Source organism: Bacillus cereus group sp. MYBK14-1 (genome assembly GCF_051916885.1).
GTDB classification, from domain to species: Bacteria; Bacillota; Bacilli; order Bacillales; family Bacillaceae_G; genus Bacillus_A; species Bacillus_A cereus.
This window is the reverse complement of record NZ_JBQAHM010000006.1, coordinates 1-19394: the sequence shown is the minus strand read 5'-3', so window position 1 is coordinate 19394 and position 19394 is coordinate 1. Positions and strand designations below refer to the sequence as shown.

Here is a 19394-nt window from a genome sequence, read left to right as displayed (position 1 = left end):
ATCGCTCCTTTCTGATTCTAGTTATATCGTATCAAAAAAGAGAAGATAACGGTTATAAAGAGCAACGTTTTTTCTTCGTCTTGAGTTTTATTAATAAGTTAAGTAAACGATCTAATTCTTGGCTGAAAGAAATCACTTTATCATGAGTCAATCCGTATCGTTCAACGAGATAGATTAACTCTTTCTTTTTCGCTTCTATTCGATTGTTTAGTTTCGATAAGTTCATAAGTGGAATGTAATGCCTCCTACAAAAGTATTTATCACATAAAAAATAAGACCGAATGAATTCGGTCTTCAAGGAAATAATAAAACAACTTACAAATAGCATACACTGTTTATCCGTAGTTTTTAATATAAAAATGAAAAATAAATCATTATAAATATTGAGAAAGATGTGTCTGATAATTTTTAAAAACTGATGCAAAGAGGCTGCCTACATAGTAGACAGCCTGTAAAGTATTAACCCTTATGATATTTGTACATCCAAAGAAGACCAGATTTTAATAATCTCGGTACACGTCCCATTAACGGTTGGTTTGCGAGTAAACCAAATCCGTGTTTTTTACCAAGAGATCCTAGAACACCTTTTAATTTAATAACAGGTAGTTCATCAGGGAGTGGTTCATTATTCCAACGTTTTAATAATATTTGGACAATTTGTTCTCCTTGACCTTCAGCAAGTTGGGCAGATGGTGCATGTGGAAGTGCTGCGCAATCTCCTACAACGTAAACATGCTCGTTGTTTGGAATATTGTGATATTTCGTTAAGACAACCCGTCCGCTACCATCTTGTTCAACTGGAAGGTTTCGAACAACTTCATTTGCTTGAATACCAGCTGTCCAGACAATTGCATCACATTCAAGTGGTTCATCGTGATTATACACAATATTTGGTTCCACTTTTGTAATGTTAGAGTTTCTTATAATATTAACTTTATGTTTTACGAACCATTCTTCTACGTATCTACTTAATTTCTCTGGATACGGGAATAAAATTCTATCTTTTCGATCAAATAAATAGATTTTTAAATCAGAACGGCTTTCACGAAGTTCACTTGCTACTTCAACGCCACTTAAGCCAGCACCAACAACAGCTACTGTTGCATTTGGTTCTAGACTATTTAATTGTTCATATGTTTTACGTGTTTGTTCAATTGATTGTAGACTATGTGTATATTCCCTAGCCCCAGGAACGTTATGATATTTATCTTCACAGCCAAGTCCGATAATTAAGTCATCATATTGGATTACTTCGCCGCCATCGAGATGAACAGCTTTTTCTTCGAGGTCAATATTTGTTATTGTGCCGTATTGAATATTGAGGCGTGGGTGTTCAGGAAACGGTATACGAATATGCGTTTCTGAAATAGTACCCGCAACTAATGCATAATATTCAGTTTTGAAGCAATGATATGGTACTTTGTCGATTAATGTCACTTGTACATCATCTGGAAGTTGGTTGCTTGGAAGTAGCCTTTGCAGAATTCTCATTCCACCGTAGCCGCCACCTAGTATTACGAGGTGTTTCATGATGGATTACCCCTTTTCTGTTGAAATATCCCCTAATCATAAAATTTTATATTAATAAAATATTTTGACTTTACTCAATCAAATTATATCGAATTTGTGAACAAATAACAATGCATGAATGAATACTCTGTTGTACAATAAGAAGAAAAGTAAAATAAACTGTTTTTCCTTTGTAGTTACTATTTCATTGGAAGTAGCATGTTATATAGAAGAAGTCATCTACTTTGAAGTGAAGTAATGAAGTAACTAAATAGTTTAGACTGTGTAACGAAAACAACAAGAAACAGCTTAGTTTTCTTCTTATAGATAAAGTGAAAAGGTAATTTGTTTTGTAGTACAGGGGGGAGAATTTTGATTAAACCATTAATTGAATTTTGTGTAGGTAACCTTGCAAGTGGTTCACAAGCAGCTCTAGAAAAATTAGAAAAAGATCCGAATTTAGATGTAATGGAGTACGGTTGTCTAGGGTATTGTGGTATTTGTTTTGAAGGACCGTTTGCACTTGTAAATGGTGAAGTTGTACAAGGTGCAACAGTAGAAGAGCTTGTTAATAATGTATATGAGTATTTGGATGAAAATCCAATGTTTTAAGGTGTTGCGAATTAGCAGCACCTTTTCCATTAGATAAAACTTTATTTTGTGGGGAAGACTAATGCTGATTATTAGCCTTCCCCAATTGAAAATAGTGGGATAAATAAAAAAAGGCCCTTTTTAGAAGGGCTTTTTTCTTACACAAATTGTGTAAGAGTGGCTCATCGCCAAACGTTGTCAAATATGAGAAACGGGGGACATTCATATTGTGTTCTAAAAGCATGCATTCTATACTTAAAATAACAAATTATTTTTGGAGTGAATACAAATGAGCCAATTTTCTTTTACAAAAATGCATGGTCTTGGCAATAGTTATATATATGTAAATATGTTTGAAGAGCAAATTCCTGAAGAAGATTTAGCTCTTGTGGCGGGAAAGGTTTCAAATATTAATACTGGTATTGGAGCAGACGGGATGATTTTAATTTGCCCTTCAGACGTAGCTCCGGTGAAAATGCGCATGTTTAATAATGATGGTTCTGAAGGAAAGAGCTGTGGTAATGGTTTGCGCTGCGTAGCGAAATATGCGTATGAGCATAAACTAGTAGAAGAAACAGTTTTCACAATTGAAACGTTAGCTGGTATTGTAACGGCTGAAGTAACAGTAGAAGATGGTGTCGTGACATTAGCGAAAATTGATATGGGGGCACCGCGTCTAACACGTGCAGAAATACCGATGCTTGGTGAAGGTGAAACGCCATTTATTCGTGAAAACTTCTTATATAATAATCATCGTTATGCATTTACAGCTGTTTCAATGGGAAATCCGCATGCGGTTATTTTGGTTGATGATGTAGAAAAAGCACCTCTTACAACACTTGGACCAGTCCTCGAGACACATGAAATGTTTCCAGAGCGAGTAAATGTTGAGTTTATCGAAATTTTGAATGATGACGAGATGAACTTCCGCGTTTGGGAACGTGGATCTGGTGTAACGCAAGCTTGCGGAACAGGAGCGTGCGCTGCAGTTGTAGCTGCTATTTTAAATGGAAAGATGGAACGCGGTAAGGAAATTACTGTTCATTTAGCTGGTGGCGATTTAATGATTGCGTGGACTGAAGAAGGAAATGTGTTGATGAAAGGACCTGCGGAAGTAATTTGCCGCGGAGTGTATGAGTACAAGATAGAAGCGTAAAGATGTATAATGGACTAAGAACAGAAAGGAAGGTGTATTTCATGATTGAAGTAACAGAACAAGCAGCTTTTCAAATTAAAGATATGTTAAAAGATGCTGAAGATGGAGAGAAGTATGTGCGCCTTGCTGTACACGGCGGCGGATGTAGCGGTCTTTCTTACGGCTTAGGATTTGAAGTAGAACCAAAAGAAGACGACACAGTTCTTGAGTTTTTCGGTGTTGAATTTGTTATCGATACAGAAAGTGCTCCAATTGTTAAAGGAGTAAAAATTGACTATAAACAATCTATGCTTGGCGGTGGATTCACAATCGACAATCCAAACGCAATCGCATCATGCGGATGTGGATCATCTTTCCGTACAGCGACGAATGCTGGTAAACCAGAAGAGTGCTAAGTTTTTAGACGAAATAGAAAAGGCCTTTTTAGCGATGGAATAAAATCGTTAGAAAGGTCTTTTCTTTTGGCATTAAAACAGAAAATGCATGTAAAGTTACTTTGGAATTTAATTTAAATGTTATTATATATAGGATATGTGATTTATATTGTGAATTCCAGTTTCATATTGCTCGTTTTAAGATAAGATTTCGTAACGGAAATGTAAATAAATAGAAGAAATATACTATTTATTAGTTGTATTTAATGTTAATATTTGTAACGAAGATGATTGGCGATCGTGTTCGAACTAGCTGTAGTTTCACCGGTTATTACTAATAGGTAGATTTATCCCATAAAAGCCCGATTGGTGAGGGCTGATTAAAGTTTCACTTTATATAAAAAAGGTGTATGAGGGAGAAGGCTATAGCAAATTGTATAGAACTGAATAGTTCCGTATTCATTAAAATACGTTGATTACTAGATATTAAAAAACACCGGGGGGATTAGAATGAAGTTATTTAAGAAAGTACTTATAGTAGGGGTGGCGTTGACTACAGTATCGATTTTGGGGGCTTGTTCTAGCGATACAGACGTATTAACAAAAGTAGGAGCAAAGCAACCAGCGAAGGCCGAAGGTGAAGAAGTATTAAAAGATCAGAAGAAAACACCTATGACCACGAGTAAACGTGAAAGTATTAAAAATGAGGATGCTCCATCATCAAAGAAGCGTTATATTTCTCATGACGAATCTCAAAAGATTGAGGAAGGTATGACGTATACGGATATTCTTAATACGATTGACTACGGTGGTGAGAATATAAAACATTATAATAATAATGAAAAACGCGTATTTTATACTGAAAAAGATACGGATGGTACATATGAAATTATGGTTGAATTAAATACATATGGTTACGTTGTGAATATTGAACGTACTGCTATAAAGGGTACAGATAAAGAGAATGAGGTATCTATGAAACGTATTGAAGAGCCTGTAAAGGAATATGAAGAAAAAAACGATCGTGTACCGTGGTATAAAGATGTAAATAACAATTCGGCAGCAGTAAGTTACAATCACTATTTGAAAATCAAAAAAGGTATGCCCGCGAATCAGGTAAAAGCTGCAATTGGACAGCCACATGTGATTGAGAAATATAAATCTTATTCAGTATATGACTATACTGGTTATGGTGGAGAAGGATCATTACGTGTAATCTTTGAACCGAATGGAACTGTTACGGATGTAGTGGAAGACGGTTTACCACGATAATAAATTAGTTACGGGAAGAGTTGTAGTAAAGTTGTCTTTGATTTTATAAAGTTTTTGGGAGCATCCCCAAATATAGATGAAAAAATAATTCTCTTAGCCATGTTATAGTATTAGTATTTACCGAAGTTTCTTCCAAATTCAATAGCGTTATTGTGGATGTTGTTGACGTATTAGTTTTGTTGATATATGCCGCAGTAGGGCAGCAATTGTAATTGGACGTAAAAGGACGCGGAGGAGTAGCAGCTTCCTTTTGAAAAAAGGAGGGAAATATGATGGAGGATATTCTTGAATTCATAAGGAAATACGTAATTAAACCTATTATTAGTTTAATAAGATACCTTGTAATAGAGATTATAATTGAGGGTATAATAGAAGGCGTAATAAACGGTATAAGGAAATTACGTGATAAGTGGCGAAATTGGCGTGAAAGACGTTATTGGCGGTAGTGTAGCTGAGAAGCGTGCGAAACAAAAACATTATACAGAAGTTTAATGAAATGATAGAAATCGACCCGCATTTACAATCTGTACTCGTTCCAATTGGTGATGGAATGACAATTTCTAAAGTGAAGAAATAATTATTATCTTACAAAAGTGTAATGTTCATGTCATGTTTTTGAATTTCTTCTTTAAGCTCTGGGCTTTAAGATAAGAATATAAGAAAAAACATATGAGGTGAAGGAAATGAAAAGATACATTGCACTATTTAGTATTTTAGTTGTATTCGCAAGCTTGTTAGTTGGTTGTGATTTAAACCGTATGGGTAAAGATGAGTACTACGTTCAAATTACAGTAGATGGAAAAGAAGTTCATAGTAAAGCTGATAATGGTCAAAAATTTAAAGATTATGAATATAAGTTGACTGGCTTTGATAAAGACGGTAAAGAGAAAGAATTAGAATTTACAGCTCAAAAAAATCTTCGTAAAGAAGCATTCCTACGCGTATATCACTCAGATAAAAAAGGTGTATCAGCTTGGGAAGAAGTAAAGAAAGACGAGCTTCCAGCGAAAGTGAAAGAAAAATTAGGCGTGAAATAAGACAGATAGAAAAGGAATTGACGAACAGGGTCAATTCCTTTTTTTGCTTTCAAATTCTTCTTCTGAAATGACTTTAAATCCGTGTCTTTTAAATAAAGCAGTTGTCACTCCGAAACCAGTTTGCTTATTGCCGTTAAATTCTCCAGTGTAAATCGTAGAACTACCACAAGATGGGCTGCGTTCCTTTAAAATAATATATTCTGGGTGTAAATTTTTAATTTGTTCTAATGCTTTATAAGCGCCATTTACGAAAGCTTCTGTAACATCTTCACCATCTTTCGTCATCACTTTCGCTTTTCCGTCTAAAACGTCGTCGCCATTCCCGCCAATAATGTCAGCTGAGGGGCGAGGTGTTGGTAATCCCCCTAATACTTCAGGACAAATGAGGACTGTATCTTCTTTTTGCAAAAGCTCCTCTATTTTTGAAACGAGATTGTCATTTCCATCATACCGACAAGCGATACCACCTAAACAAGCACTAATTACGATCATATTTTCATCTCCAATAAAAAAATATTAACTATCACGCCAATTTTTCTTCCTGCCTCTTATTTATAAGTGAGGTGATAAAAATGGGAAGCTTATATAATTTAATGAAACCATATAGTGAATTTCAAAGTAAAGAAGAGTTTAATACATATCAAAAACAAGTTTTGAAACATTATCGATTTCAATTAAATAAAACGGATGCTACCATTATTCATTTTTTAGGAAAGTATGCAGTGAATGAGAAACAGAAAACAGTGGGGGTTGCTTGTCCATTAATGGAGACGATTGCTACAAATGTTGGAAAGAGTATTCGTACAGTACGCCGCTCTATTGCAAAGTTAGAGGAACTAGGAATTATAAAGCGTGTTGCGACAAAAGAAAGACATAGGCGCGGCGGATATAGTGCGAACTTATATGTATTTCTTACATCTGCAATTGACCGCATGGATGACCGTATGAAAATGTCCGCATGTGAAAGTGAGGATCGTGCATCTGGCTGTAGTAAAAATGTGCAAAAAAATGAGGGTGAAACAATTCTTTCTAAAAACATTCCACAAATAAAAGAGAATAGAAAAGAAACGTACGAGCTTGATGAGACGTATTGCCGTCACGATATACCAAAGCCTTTTATATACGCACTGGTGCCGATGACGAGTAATCCGAAGAAAATTAATATATTTTGGAGTAAGGTCGAGCTTGCATATAAAAAGAGCGGGTTACTAGAACAAGGTGTTTTACTAGAGCAAATATTAGCTGATGAAGAAGTGTATGGGAATTTCATTTGGCGCGTGAAAAGTGTTGTGAGGGCGTATAAATACGGGGAAATCCGTAAAAATGTGAAGGCACTTTTATATAGTACAGTGCGGGATTTATTTTTAGAGATTGGATTAGAATGGGGAGCAGCTGTGAGAAGAAGTAAGGGGATACCGTTATTTGATCCTTTTAAAAAGGAGCCATGCGTAAATGCATGACTCCAAGTAGTTAATCAAACTTTCTTACAACTGGAACACGAATCGCTACAAAGAGTACGAAGACAATAACGGCGATTGCACCACTTTTCATAACGGTTACGATTGGAATTCCTATTGCAAGTGCAATGGATGTGAATGCATAAGAGAGCGGGATAAAGCCCATTGATGATAGCATAAGTAAGCTCATTACGCGTCCCATCATTTCCTCTTTTACTGTCGATTGAATCATCGCCATAAGCGGAACGATAGCCATTGCGATTGTAATACCATAAAACATGCCGGCTAATAATGCTTGCCAAAGTACGGTGCTAAAGTTGATGGATAAGAAGAATACACCAGACAGTAGCATCATGATAATACAAAATAGACCGCGTCTACGATTAATATTTTTTAAACCGACAATGACAGCACCGATTGCCATTCCGCCGCCTACAGATGCTTCTAAGTAACTAAACTGGAGCGAATCACCATGCAGCACGTTTTTAACAAAAAGCGGGAAACCAACTTGCATCGGACCGATTAAAAATAAGTTTAAAAAAGCGCTACAAATAAGGAAAGTTGAAAGGAATGGCGATTCCTTTACATATAAGATTCCTTCTTTAATGGAAGTGAACATACCTTTATCTGTATCTTTTTGTTCTGGCATCGTAAATTGTATTTTTTGAACGAGTATGGCCGCGACAATCAGTAATAAAATCGTAATGGAAAAGATTGTCTCATAGTTCGTAAATTTAATGAGAATTCCGCCAAGTACAGGGCCTAAGATGACCGATGCTTGGTTCGTCATTTGTGTGAGTGAATTCGCTTGTGTTAACCGGCTTTTTTCTACCAATTCCGGTAAGATAGATCCATCTGCTGACCAGAAGAAAGCATCAGCAAGTCCAAAGAATAAAGCGAATAAAGCAAATGTATATAGCGTTACATCACCAACGATAAACCATGTGAGAATGGTTGCGACAAGAATCGCTCGAATGATATTGGAGTAAAACATAATATTTTTTTTCGGGAATTTATCAGCTACAGCGCCGCCGACAATCATAAAAATAAGCCTTGGAACACTAAGGGCTACGAAAACAACACCGAGTGAAGCTTCAAGGTTTAATGTTTTTGCTATGTACCACGTTTGTGAAAAAGTAAAAAAGGCTAAAGCAAAGCTTGAAAAAAGAGTAGCTGCCCAAAGAAAAAGGAAATTTGTATTTTTTAATAACGGTTTTCCGCTTCCTTCTAAAGCAGTTTTATTTTGTTGTAGTTCCTCCATATTGCTTCCTTTCTATGTGACAAATTTAAACTAAAAAACCAGTAAACGTCCGATTGGTGAGGGCTAATACTTAATGGGAGATGCCCCCACTAATTATAGTTTCACTTTATACAGTTTCTAATATTTCTATACTGCACTTTCTCATTGTAGACAATAATAATGAATTTGCCCAGTAGCTATTTAACGACAAAAAAAGATGCCGAATGGGCATCTTTTTTTAGGCTAACGCAATATAAATACCCAATTGTGCATGATTTGGGTCTAATGCTCTTTCGTCGTAAAGCTCGAAGTCTGTTGTGAAGGCACGTTTATTTTCTTTCGACCATTGCCAAATATATTCCCAAGCTTCGCAAACGACTTCAGCAACTGGTCCCTTTCTCGTTGTAAATACCGCATATGTAGCAGCAGGTATTGTTAAAGTTGTCATATTTTCAGGAACGTCTTCTAATGAAGAAACGGTCGTACCGATTGTAAATGTATATGTACCAGTTTCATCTGATTCATAGTTGGAGTAGAATGCGAATGTTTCTTTCGTTTTTTGATTTGGGATGTGATGCATCATTTGTTCTTGAAAGTATCGGTTCCAGAGCTCGGGAATTTTTCCTTCAGTAGATGCCTCTATTTCGTTAGTCGTCGTAATCGAAACGCCGATTGCTTGGAAAGCTTCTTTTTTTACGATAATGGGTTCGTTTATCATTACAAATTCCTCCTTTAAAATAAGAACATATGTTCCTTAATAATATAACATATTTTTACATGTAACGGTTATTGTTTTTTGAAAATTTTAATCATAAATAACAAACTGAAATGACTAAAAATGGTAAAATTTCTATTGTATGTATGAATAGATTAAGAGATATGTTAAGCTTTTTATGTATCCTTAAACTGTTATATAAACCTATACAATAGGGCATTTTTTACTATGTTAAAAAATGGTGAAGGTTTGTATAAGTGTCCGATATATATATGCTATTTTTGATAAATTAAAATAGTAATATTCTATGAGATTTATATTGTTGACATTGGGATTTCAACGATACATTTTCGTAGGTCGGATTGTTGCGAGTGGATATATATTGCTATGTATACGGCTACGAAATTAAGTAGACGGATAGCAAGTATATAGAAAGGAGAAAGGTAGAAAATATGAAGCAAGTATTGAAGTGTTTTAATGTCGTAACGATGATCACACTTCTCCTATCCATCATATTGCCTTCACCCAGTGCTTTTGCTACAGAGATAAATAAAAAAAGCTGGGATGAGCTACAAGGAAATGATGTGAAAATTAAGGCAGAGCAAGTAAATGCTGAAATATATAAGGGAGAAGTAGCAGAGAGGGAGCACGTATTTCAATATACGATTGAAAATACGGGAGCTACACCAATTCAAGAATTGGTGCTTAAACAAAATAATGAAAATGAAATTACGTTCCCTTCGCAATCTGTGAAAGTAAACGGAGAGAAGTTACCTGAAAATAAGGTAGCGGATTTCTATGTAGAAGAAAAAGATAAGGGAGGAAAGGTTCTTTCTTCTAATCTTAAAATTAAAGATTTAAAATCACATGAAAAAATGACTGTGTTAATAAAAGCTCGTCGTGCACAACATTTTAATAATGAGTATAAGCAAAAAATTAGTGTGCAAAAGGATCAACTACAAATAGGGAACATGTCTGTAGATGTTGAGGGAATCCCTTCTGAAGAAAAGGTAGCAGCTAATGCCGATGAGGAGGCTGACAGTAGTAAGAAAGAAGTTGGCCCATCAGCTAATAATACAATTAAAAAAGTTGATGAAAAGCTAAAAGTATCTGTAGAAGATAAAAATAACCCTACATCAAAAACAGAACTACCAGAACAACCAGTAACCGAAGCTGAGAAACAGCCAGAAAAAGAGGCAGTAAAGCAGAGTGTTGCAGAAGTACAAGCTGCGTCAGAAAATGCTTCGAAGGTTCAAATCCAAACAGGAGATAAACAAGGATTTGGAGACCCGTTGTATTCTATAATTGCTCCTGGTAATTTAGTACAGACTGGTAATGTGACGCTTGGTTTGACAGATAATCATTATACTAGGCAAAGTGTTGGTGGCAAAACCAATAAAAAAGCTGTAGATGTTGATAATGATGATACTACATTTAATTCATCAACAGGTGCATTTCCTAACATTCCTGCTGGAAGTAAAGTGAAAAAGGCATATTTATTTTGGACAGCAGCTATGGGGACTCCAAGTGATGCAAGGACAGATTATAGAGTTAGCGATGAAGATGTAAGAGAACCCGTTAAAATGAAGATGGGAAATAAGCAATATGCTGAAATAAGTGCTGATAGTATACGAAAAGCGGATTATTTACCGTATATTGCAAATCACTATAGCAGTGGCGCAGGATATGTTGCATATGCTGACGTAACAAATGTGATTGCAAAACAAAGTATTTCTCAAACGGTGACAGTTGCGAATGTACCACAAATTAAATTTGAAAAAGGCAGTGGCTACTACTGGGGCAACTGGAATCTTATATTAGTTTATGAAAACTATAAAGAAACAGTAAAAGACATGAAGATTTGGGAAGGGCTAGTCTCTCAAAAAAGTACAGCCTGGACAGATATTAGTGTTAATAAAATAAACACACCAAAAGAAGGCGCTTTTAAGGCGAAATTTAGTTATTTTTCATCGCAAGGTGATCCAGCTGATAATGATGGATATGCCTATGATTATGGAGAGTATGATTTTGGGTTAGGGTATCAAAAGTTTAAAAATATTAAAGGTAAAGATAATGATGTTAATGACTCATCTATGACAGAAGTACAAGTAGATGGCACTAACGAATTTGTTACGAAAAAATACCCAGGATATAATCCAGATTGGACAAATTCTTTCAGTACAGATATTCATACGTATCACCTTGAAGGACCTACTCAAGTGAAAAATGATTTAAAAGAAGCAAAAATGCGTTTTAGAGCATATGGTGGTGGCGGTGATATTTACGTATTAAATAACGCTACATTTGTTACAGAACATAATGCGCCAAACTTACAAGTTGATAAAAAGGCGTTAGATAGTGCTGGGAAAGAAATTAAGGACGTTAAAGCTGGTGAAGAGTTTACGTATCAAATTGAAGTGAAAAATGATACGAAAAATAACCAAGCCCCTGTATCTAATGTAAAAGGTTTTGATAAATTAGATGATCGTTTAGAGTATGTTCCGGGATCTATTCAATATGTGTCTGGAAGTAATAAAGGAAATAAAACAGATAATGCAAGCGATGATGAAGCAGAGTTTGTAAATAATCAAATTGATTTCCGTATTGGTGAAGGTGCAAATGCTAAAGACGGCGGTGTTTTAAAGCCTGGTGAAAGTGCTGTTATTACATTCAAAGTAAAAGTGAAAGCTTCTGTACAATCAGATACAACAGTAAAAAATATCGTTGTTGTAAAGGGACAAGATAGTAGCGAGGTAAATTATGAAACTGCAGATGATGCAGATATTACGGTTACGACTCCAAAAGAGATCCCTGGAGAAATAGAAGCTAAAAAAATAGCATCTAATAAAACACCGAAGCTAGGTGACGAGGTAGAGTATCGTATTACATTTAAAAATAAGACAAAAGATGGACGTCTAGATGTATTGACCATTGAAGATGAATTACCAAGCAATCTTGAATACGTGAAAGATAGTTTGAAAGCAGAAGGTGCAAAACCAGAGCCAGTAGAGCTGAAGTTTGAAAATGGAAAAGTAATTGCAAAGTATCCAGAAATTATGGATATAGAAGAAAGAAGTATCGTCTTTAAAACAAAAGTAAAAGAAACTGCAAAAATTGGTGAAGAAATTGTTAATAAAGCAACCGTTAGTGATAAAACAAATCCACCAAAGAATCTAGAAGAGAAGATTACACCACAGCATAAGGCCGGTAAAATTGCTGCAAAGAAAAAAGCAACAAATAAGAAGCCAAAGCTAGGAGAAGAATTTGAATATCAAATTAGCTTCCAAAATACGGTGGAAAACGGAAAACTAGATGCAGTTACAATAGAAGATGAAATTCCAGCTAACTTAGAATTTGTTCAAGGCAGTGAGAGAGCTGAAGGTGCTGAACCAAATCCAGTAGAGTTAAAAGTAGAAAATGGTAAGGTAATCGCAAAATATCCAGAGATTACGGATACAAAAGAGCGAAGCATTGCCTTTAAAGTGAAAGTAAAAGAAGAGGCAAAAGCCGGAGAAACGATTGTTAATAAAGCGGTTGTGAGTGAGCCGAATGGACAAACTGAGCATCCAGAAGAAAAGATTACGCCGGATTATAAATACGGTAAAGTGGATGTTGAAAAAAGTGTAACGAATCAAACACCAAAACTAGGAGAAGAAGTAGAATACCGAATTAGCTTTAAGAACACGGTAGAAAACGGAAAACTAGAAAAGGTGCTAGTAGAAGATACACTACCTAAAGGTGTTGAATACGTGAAAGATAGTTTGAAAGCTGAAGGTATAAAACCAGAGCCAGTAGAACTAAAAGTGGAAGACGGCAAAGTAATGGCAAAGTATCCAGAAATTACGGATACAGAAAAAAGAAGTATTGTTTTTAAAGTGAAAGTAAAAGATTCGGCAAAAGTAGGGGAGGCAATCGTAAATAAAGCAATTGCAAAAGATCCGAAAAATGAGCCTGTTGAATCAAAGGTTGTTATTACACCGCAAAGTAAAAAAGGTGAAATTGCTGCTACAAAGGTAGTTAATAATAAGAAGCCAAAGTTAGGCGAAGAAATCGAGTACCGTATTAGTTTTCATAATACGGTTGAGAACGGAAAACTTGAAGAGGTGCGAGTGGAAGATACAATTCCAAAAGGTCTTGAATATGTAGAAAATAGCATCAAGGCCGAAGGAGAAGCACCTGGACCAGTAGAATTAGCTGTTGAAAATGGGATAGTCAAAGCTAAGTATATCGATATTATGGATATGAAAGAAAGAAGTATCGTCTTTAAAGTAAAGGTGAAGGAAGAAGCAAAAGTAGATAAAGAGATTGTCAATAAAGCAATTGTTGATGATACGAAAAATCCACCGATTGAGCCGGAGGAAAGAATTACTCCGCAACATAAGGATGGAATAATTGATTCGAAGAAGACAGTAGATAATCCATCACCAAAACTAGGAGAAGAAGTAGAATACCGAATTAGCTTTAAGAACACGGTAGAAAACGGAAAACTAGAAAAGGTAATAATAGAGGATACAATTCCTAACGGTTTAGAGTATGTAAAAGGCAGTGAAAAGGCTGAAGGTGATAAACCAGCTCCATTAAAGTTAAGTGTGAAAGATGGAAAAGTCATTGCTGAATACGAAAATATTACGGATATGAAAGAAAGAAGTATTGTCTTTAAGGTAAAGGTGAAGGAAGAAGCGGAAGTAGGTAAGGAAATCATCAATAAGGCAATTGTGGATGATATGAAACATCCGAAAGAACCAGAAGCAAAAATCACACCATTACACAAAGATGGAAAAATTAAAGCGAAGAAAAGCGTAAATAATGAAACACCGAAGTTAGGAGAAGAAGTAGAATACCGAATTAGTATGAAAAACACGGTTAAGTACGGAAAGCTAACAGACGTGATAATAGAGGATGCTTTACCAGAAGGTTTAGAGTATGTAGAAAATAGTTTGAAAGCAGAAGGTGTCGGAACAGATTCAGTAGAGCTGAAATTTGAAAACGGTAGGGTAATGGCAAAATATCCAGAAATTATGGATACAGAAGAAAGAAGTATCGTTTTTAAAGTGAAAGTAAAAGAAGGAGTAACAGTCGGTAAAAAAATCATTAATAAAGCAACTATTGATGATTCGCAAAATAAGCCAGTTAATCCGACTGCGGAAATTATTCCTCAGTATAAAGATGGAAAACTTGAAGCGAAAAAGATGGTAAATAATGAAACGCCGAAGTTAGGAGAAGAAGTGGAATACCGAATCAGCTTTAAAAATACGGTAGAACATGGAAAGCTAACAGAGGTAAAGATAGAAGATGATTTACCAAATGGATTAGAGTATGTGAAAGATAGTGTAAAAGTAGAAGGTTCTAAGCCAGATCCAGTGGAATTGAAATTTGAAAACGGTAAGGTAATGGCAAAGTATCCTGAGATTACAGATACAAAAGAGAGAAGTATTACCTTTAAAGTGAAAGTAAAAGGTAAAGTGAGCGATTCAATTGTTAATGAAGCGATTGTGAGCGATACGAAACATCCGCCAGAAACACCGACAGCAGAAATTATTCCGCAACATAAAGACGGAAAAGTGAAAGCGAAGAAGACGGTAAATAATGAAACGCCGAAGTTAGGAGAAGAAGTAGAATACCGAATTAGTATGAAAAACACGGTAGAAGACGGAAAACTAGCAGAGGTGAAAATAGAAGATACTTTACCCGAAGGTTTAGAGTACGTAGAAAACAGTGTGAAAGCAGAAGGTTCTAAGCCGGATCCAGTAGAATTGAAATTTGAAAATGGTAAGGTAATGGCGAAGTATCCAGAGATTACGGATACAGAAGAAAGAAGTATCACTTTTAAAGTGAAAGTAAAAGATGAAGTGAAAGTCGGTAAAAAAATCGTCAATAAAGCAATTATTGATGATACGAAAAATGAGCCAGAAACACCGACGGCAGAAATTACTCCACAGCATAAAGACGGAAAAGTGGAAGCGAAGAAAACGGTAAATAATGAAACACCGAAGTTAGGAGAAGAAGTGGAATACCGAATTAGTTTTAAAAATACGGTAGAAAACGGAAAGCTAGCAGAGGTAACAATAAAAGATGATTTACCAAATGGATTAGAGTATGTGAAAGATAGTTTACGAGCAGAAGGTTCTAAGCCAGATCCGGTAGAACTGAAAGTGAAAGATGGAAAAGTAATCGCAAAATATCCAGAAATTATGGATACAGAAGAAAGAAGTATCGTCTTTAAAGCAAAAGTAAAAGAAGAATTTAAGGTTGGTGAAGGCATTGTCAATAAAGTAGTTGTTGATGATACAAAAGATCCAACAACTTCAGAAGTAACAATTACGCCAGAATATAAAGACGGTAAGCTTAAAGCAGAGAAATTTGTAAACAATAAAAAACCGAAATTAGGAGAAGAAGTAGAATACCGAATTAGTTTTAAAAACACGGTAGAAAACGGAAAACTAGTAGAGGTTACAGTAGAAGATGAAATTCCAGCTGGATTAGAGTACGTGGAGAACAGTTTACAAGCAGAAGGTTCTAAACCAAGTCCGGTAGAATTGAAATTTGAAAACGGCAAGGTAATGGCAAAGTATCTAGAAATTGCGGATACAAAAGAAAGAAGTATTATTTTTAAAGTGAAAGTAAAAGAAGAGGCAGAAATAGGCAAGGAGATTGTTAATAAAGCAATCGTAGTAGATACAAAAAATGAGCCAGAAGAGCCTCGTGTGGAAATTACTCCGCAATATAAAGATGGTAAAATTGCTGCGCAGAAAGTAGCAAATAATCATAAACCGAAACTAGGAGAAGAAGTAGAATACCGAATTAGTTTTAAAAACACGGTAGAAAACGGAAAACTAGTAGAGGTAAATATAAAGGATACATTACCAAATGGTTTAGAGTATGTAGAAGGCAGCATCACAGCAGAAGGTTCTAAACCGAAACCAGTAGAGCTACAGGTGAAAAATAATAAGGTAATGGCAAAGTATCCAGAAATTACAGATACAGAGGAAAGAAGTATTGTCTTTAAAGCGAAGGTAAAAGAAAGCGTAAAAGTGGGAGAAGAAATCGTAAATGAGGCAATTGTAGATGATACAAAGAATCTGCCAGAAGAGCCTTATGTACCGATTACACCACAATATAAAGATGGGAAAATTGAGGCAAGAAAAGAAGTAAGTAATCATGAACCGAAGTTAGGTGAGGAAATCGAATATCGAATTATTTTTAATAATACGGTGAAAGATGGAAAACTAGCAGAGGTAAAAATAGAAGATGAAATTCCAGCTGGATTAGAGTTTGTAGAAGGAAGCGAAAAGGCTGAAGGTGAAGAGCCAAAACCAGTGGAGTTGAAAGTAGAAAATGGTAAGGTAATGGCAAAGTATTCAGAGATTATGGATACGAAAGAAAGAAGTATCGTCTTTAAAGTGAAGGTGAAAGATTCAGTTGCAATAGGTAAAGACATCACAAATAAAGCGATTATCCATGTTGATGATCCGAACCATCCAGTAATTGATCCGACAGCAAAAATTACACCGCAATATAAAGACGGTAAAATTGCTGCTCATAAAAAGGTGAATAATCATAAAACGAAGCTAGGGGAAGAAATCGAATACCGAATTTCATTTAATAATACGGTGAAAGATGGAAAACTGGCAGAGGTGAAAATTGAGGATGAAATTCCGTCTGGTTTAGAGTATGTGAAAGATAGTCTAAAAGCAGAAGGTGATAAGCCAGCACCAGTAGAGTTGAAAGAAGAAGCTGGTAAGGTTAGTGCGAAGTATGAAAATATCACTGACATGAAAGAAAGAAGTATTATCTTTAAAGTGAAGGTGAAAGATTCTGTTGAAGTGGACAAAGCAATTGTAAATAAAGCAATTGTTGATGATACAAAAAATCCACCAGAGCGACCAGAAGTAGAAATTACCCCGCAGCATAAAGACGGTAAAGTTAAAGCTGATAAAAAGGTAAATAAAAAAGATCCAAAGCTAGGAGAAGAAGTAGAGTACCGAATTAGTTTTAAAAATACGGTAGAAAACGGAAAACTAGCAGAAGTGAAAATTGAGGATCAATTACCAACTGGTTTAGAGTATGTGAAGGATAGTTTAAAATCAGAAGGTAATGAGCCAGCGCCAGTAGAGTTAAAAGAAGAAGCTGGGAAAATTACAGCGAAGTATGAAAATATTACTGATACAGCTGAGCGTAGTATTATCTTTAAAGTGAAAGTAACGGAAGTAGCAAAAGTCGGTAAGAAAATCGTGAATACGGCAATTGTGGATGATGACAATCCGAAGAATCCACCGCAAAAACCAGAAGCGATTATTACGCCGGAGTATAAGGACGGAAAACTAAAAGCTGAGAAAACAGTAAATAATCCAGCTCCAAAATTAGGAGAAGAAGTAGAGTATCGAATTACTTTCCGTAACGTAGTAGAGCATGGAAAAGTAGCGAAGGTGAAGATTAAGGATGAATTACCAACTGGCTTAGAGTTTGTAGAAGGTAGTGAAAGAGCCGAGGGAGAGAATCCGAAACCGTTGTATGTGAAAGTGAAAAACGGAATCGTCCTTGCGGAATATCCAGAAATTACGGATATGAAAGAAAGAAGTATCGTCTTTAAAGTGAAAGTGAAAGAAAAAGCTAAAGTAGGCGAAGAGATTGTGAACAAGGCGATTGTGGAAGATACAATAAATCCACCAGAGCAACCGAATATCTCTATTCAGCCTCAATATAAAGATGGTGCATTACAAGCAGAAAAAACAGTAAGTAATCATGAACCAAAGTTAGGAGAAGAAGTAGAATATCGAATTAGCTTTGAAAATACGGTAGAGAACGGAAAACTAACTGAGGTAAAGGTAGAAGATGAAATTCCAGCCGGTTTAGAATACGTACAAGATAGTATAAAGTCTGATGGGCCGGAACCATATCCGGTGGAACTTAAAGTAGAGAATGGAAAAGTAACAGCAAAGTATCCAGAAATTACGGATACGAAAAAAAGAAGTATCATCTTTAAAGTGAGAGTACAAGAGACGGTACAAGTAGGAAAAGAGATTGTAAACAAGGCGATTGTTGATGATAATAATCCGACGACTCCGCCAGTTGAGTCACTTATACCAATCACACCGCAATATAAAGATGGGAAACTAGAGGCAAGGAAAGAAGTAAGTAATCATGAACCAAAGCTAGGGGAAGAAATTGAATATCGAATTACTTTTAACGGCACAGTAGATGGCGGGAAGTTAGTTGATGTAAAGATTGAAGATGAAATTCCGTCTGGTTTAGAGTATGTGAAAGATAGTCTGGAGGCCGTAGGTGATAAGCCTGTGCCTACAGAACTTAAAGTAGAGAATGGAAAAGTAACAGTGAAGTATCCAGAAATTACGGATACGAAAGAAAGAAGTGTCATCTTTAAAGTAAAGGTAAAAGAAACAGCAAAAGTTGGAGGAGAAATAACAAATAAAGCGATTATTGAAGTGGATGATCCGAAACATCCAGTTATAGAACCGACAGCGAAAATAAAGCCAGAATATAAAGATGGTAAGTTAACAGCAGCGAAGACAGTAAGTAATAAAGAGCCAAAGCTAGGAGAAGAAGTAGAATACCGAATTAGCTTCAAAAATACGGTGGAAAACGGAAAACTAGATGTAGTTACAATAGAAGATGAAATTCCAGCCGGTTTAGAATACGTGCAAGGTAGTATTAGATTTGAAGGGGCTGAGCCAAATCCAATAGAGTTAAAAATGGAGTTTGGAAAAGTAATCGCCAAGTATCTAGAAATTACAGATACGAAAGAACGTAATATTATTTTTAAAGCGAAGGTAAAAGAAGCGCCGAGTAAAGGGATAACAAATAAAGCAGTAGTGGACGATAAAATAAATCCGCCACTTGAGCCTACAGTTACAATTTTACCGAAAACAAAAGAAGATTTTAAGATACCAGAAGATCCGAAAGAACCGAAGGAACCAGAAGTGAAACCGGAAGATCCGAAAGAACCGAAGGAGCCAGAAGTGAAACCGGAAGATCCGAAAGAACCGAAGGAACCAGAAGTGAAACCGGAAGATCCGAAAGAACCG

Annotated in this window: 12 protein-coding genes and 1 pseudogene; 8 read left to right on the top strand and 5 right to left on the bottom strand. The window is 35.8% G+C overall.

The annotated features are described in order from the left end of the window. Nucleotides 1-52 precede the first annotated feature (52 nt). Nucleotides 53-226: an aspartyl-phosphate phosphatase Spo0E family protein gene (locus ACTFR3_RS16810; RefSeq protein WP_001054091.1), complete on the bottom strand. Its 174-nt coding sequence runs from the start codon at nucleotides 224-226 to the stop codon at nucleotides 53-55. Nucleotides 227-459: 233 nt separating this feature from the next. Beyond that, complete coding sequence (locus ACTFR3_RS16805; protein WP_440044610.1) at nucleotides 460-1530, bottom strand: NAD(P)/FAD-dependent oxidoreductase; 1071 nt, start codon at nucleotides 1528-1530, stop codon at nucleotides 460-462. Nucleotides 1531-1881: 351 nt separating this feature from the next. Here ACTFR3_RS16805 and ACTFR3_RS16800 point away from each other — a divergent pair, with 351 nt between their 5' ends. The 6 genes and pseudogenes from ACTFR3_RS16800 to ACTFR3_RS16775 all read left to right on the top strand — a co-directional run bounded on the left by ACTFR3_RS16800 (nucleotide 1882) and on the right by ACTFR3_RS16775 (nucleotide 5939). Beyond that, the gene (locus ACTFR3_RS16800) at nucleotides 1882-2121 is read left to right on the top strand and encodes a YuzB family protein (protein WP_000595026.1); all 240 of its coding nucleotides are present in this window, start codon (nucleotides 1882-1884) and stop codon (nucleotides 2119-2121) included. Nucleotides 2122-2389: 268 nt separating this feature from the next. Beyond that, entirely contained in the window at nucleotides 2390-3256 is an 867-nt protein-coding gene (dapF, locus tag ACTFR3_RS16795) for a diaminopimelate epimerase (RefSeq protein WP_000077405.1), read from the top strand. A 41-nt stretch (nucleotides 3257-3297) separates the two neighbouring features. Beyond that, nucleotides 3298-3651, top strand: coding sequence for a HesB/IscA family protein (locus tag ACTFR3_RS16790; RefSeq protein ID WP_000573826.1), 354 nt, complete (start codon nucleotides 3298-3300; stop codon nucleotides 3649-3651). 489 nt (nucleotides 3652-4140) lie between these two features. Beyond that, a complete protein-coding gene (locus tag ACTFR3_RS16785) occupies nucleotides 4141-4902 on the top strand; it encodes a hypothetical protein (RefSeq protein ID WP_000765218.1) in 762 nt (253 codons plus the stop codon). A 402-nt stretch (nucleotides 4903-5304) separates the two neighbouring features. Then, nucleotides 5305-5479: pseudogene (locus tag ACTFR3_RS16780) on the top strand (methyltransferase). 106 nt (nucleotides 5480-5585) lie between these two features. Continuing rightward, entirely contained in the window at nucleotides 5586-5939 is a 354-nt protein-coding gene (locus tag ACTFR3_RS16775) for a YxeA family protein (RefSeq protein ID WP_000833148.1), read from the top strand. A gap of 30 nt (nucleotides 5940-5969) precedes the next feature. On the opposite strand, the gene ACTFR3_RS16770 is transcribed toward ACTFR3_RS16775, so the two are convergent. After that, nucleotides 5970-6431, bottom strand: coding sequence for a DUF523 domain-containing protein (locus ACTFR3_RS16770; protein WP_440044609.1), 462 nt, complete (start codon nucleotides 6429-6431; stop codon nucleotides 5970-5972). A gap of 80 nt (nucleotides 6432-6511) precedes the next feature. On the opposite strand from ACTFR3_RS16770, the gene ACTFR3_RS16765 reads away from it, so the two are divergent. Beyond that, the gene (locus ACTFR3_RS16765) at nucleotides 6512-7399 is read left to right on the top strand and encodes a helix-turn-helix domain-containing protein (protein ID WP_440044608.1); all 888 of its coding nucleotides are present in this window, start codon (nucleotides 6512-6514) and stop codon (nucleotides 7397-7399) included. A 10-nt stretch (nucleotides 7400-7409) separates the two neighbouring features. Here ACTFR3_RS16765 and ACTFR3_RS16760 read toward each other — a convergent pair whose 3' ends face one another. Further along, the gene (locus tag ACTFR3_RS16760; RefSeq protein WP_048656031.1) at nucleotides 7410-8657 is read right to left on the bottom strand and encodes an MFS transporter; all 1248 of its coding nucleotides are present in this window, start codon (nucleotides 8655-8657) and stop codon (nucleotides 7410-7412) included. 217 nt (nucleotides 8658-8874) lie between these two features. Further along, nucleotides 8875-9354, bottom strand: a complete 480-nt coding sequence (locus tag ACTFR3_RS16755; RefSeq protein WP_071730789.1) for a GyrI-like domain-containing protein — start codon at nucleotides 9352-9354, stop codon at nucleotides 8875-8877. A gap of 449 nt (nucleotides 9355-9803) precedes the next feature. Between ACTFR3_RS16755 and ACTFR3_RS16750 the strand changes: the two genes are divergently transcribed. Next, nucleotides 9804-19394: isopeptide-forming domain-containing fimbrial protein (locus tag ACTFR3_RS16750; protein ID WP_440044607.1), on the top strand; the 9591-nt coding region annotated here is incomplete at its 3' end.

Coding starts and splice junctions, on each gene's coding strand:
- ACTFR3_RS16765 (WP_440044608.1), top strand. CDS start 6,512: ATGGGAAGCTTATATAATTTAATGAAACCATATAGTGAATTTCAAAGT.
- dapF (WP_000077405.1), top strand. CDS start 2,390: ATGAGCCAATTTTCTTTTACAAAAATGCATGGTCTTGGCAATAGTTAT.
- ACTFR3_RS16810 (WP_001054091.1), bottom strand. CDS start 226: ATGAACTTATCGAAACTAAACAATCGAATAGAAGCGAAAAAGAAAGAG.
- ACTFR3_RS16760 (WP_048656031.1), bottom strand. CDS start 8,657: ATGGAGGAACTACAACAAAATAAAACTGCTTTAGAAGGAAGCGGAAAA.
- ACTFR3_RS16790 (WP_000573826.1), top strand. CDS start 3,298: ATGATTGAAGTAACAGAACAAGCAGCTTTTCAAATTAAAGATATGTTA.
- ACTFR3_RS16805 (WP_440044610.1), bottom strand. CDS start 1,530: ATGAAACACCTCGTAATACTAGGTGGCGGCTACGGTGGAATGAGAATT.
- ACTFR3_RS16785 (WP_000765218.1), top strand. CDS start 4,141: ATGAAGTTATTTAAGAAAGTACTTATAGTAGGGGTGGCGTTGACTACA.
- ACTFR3_RS16770 (WP_440044609.1), bottom strand. CDS start 6,431: ATGATCGTAATTAGTGCTTGTTTAGGTGGTATCGCTTGTCGGTATGAT.
- ACTFR3_RS16775 (WP_000833148.1), top strand. CDS start 5,586: ATGAAAAGATACATTGCACTATTTAGTATTTTAGTTGTATTCGCAAGC.
- ACTFR3_RS16755 (WP_071730789.1), bottom strand. CDS start 9,354: ATGATAAACGAACCCATTATCGTAAAAAAAGAAGCTTTCCAAGCAATC.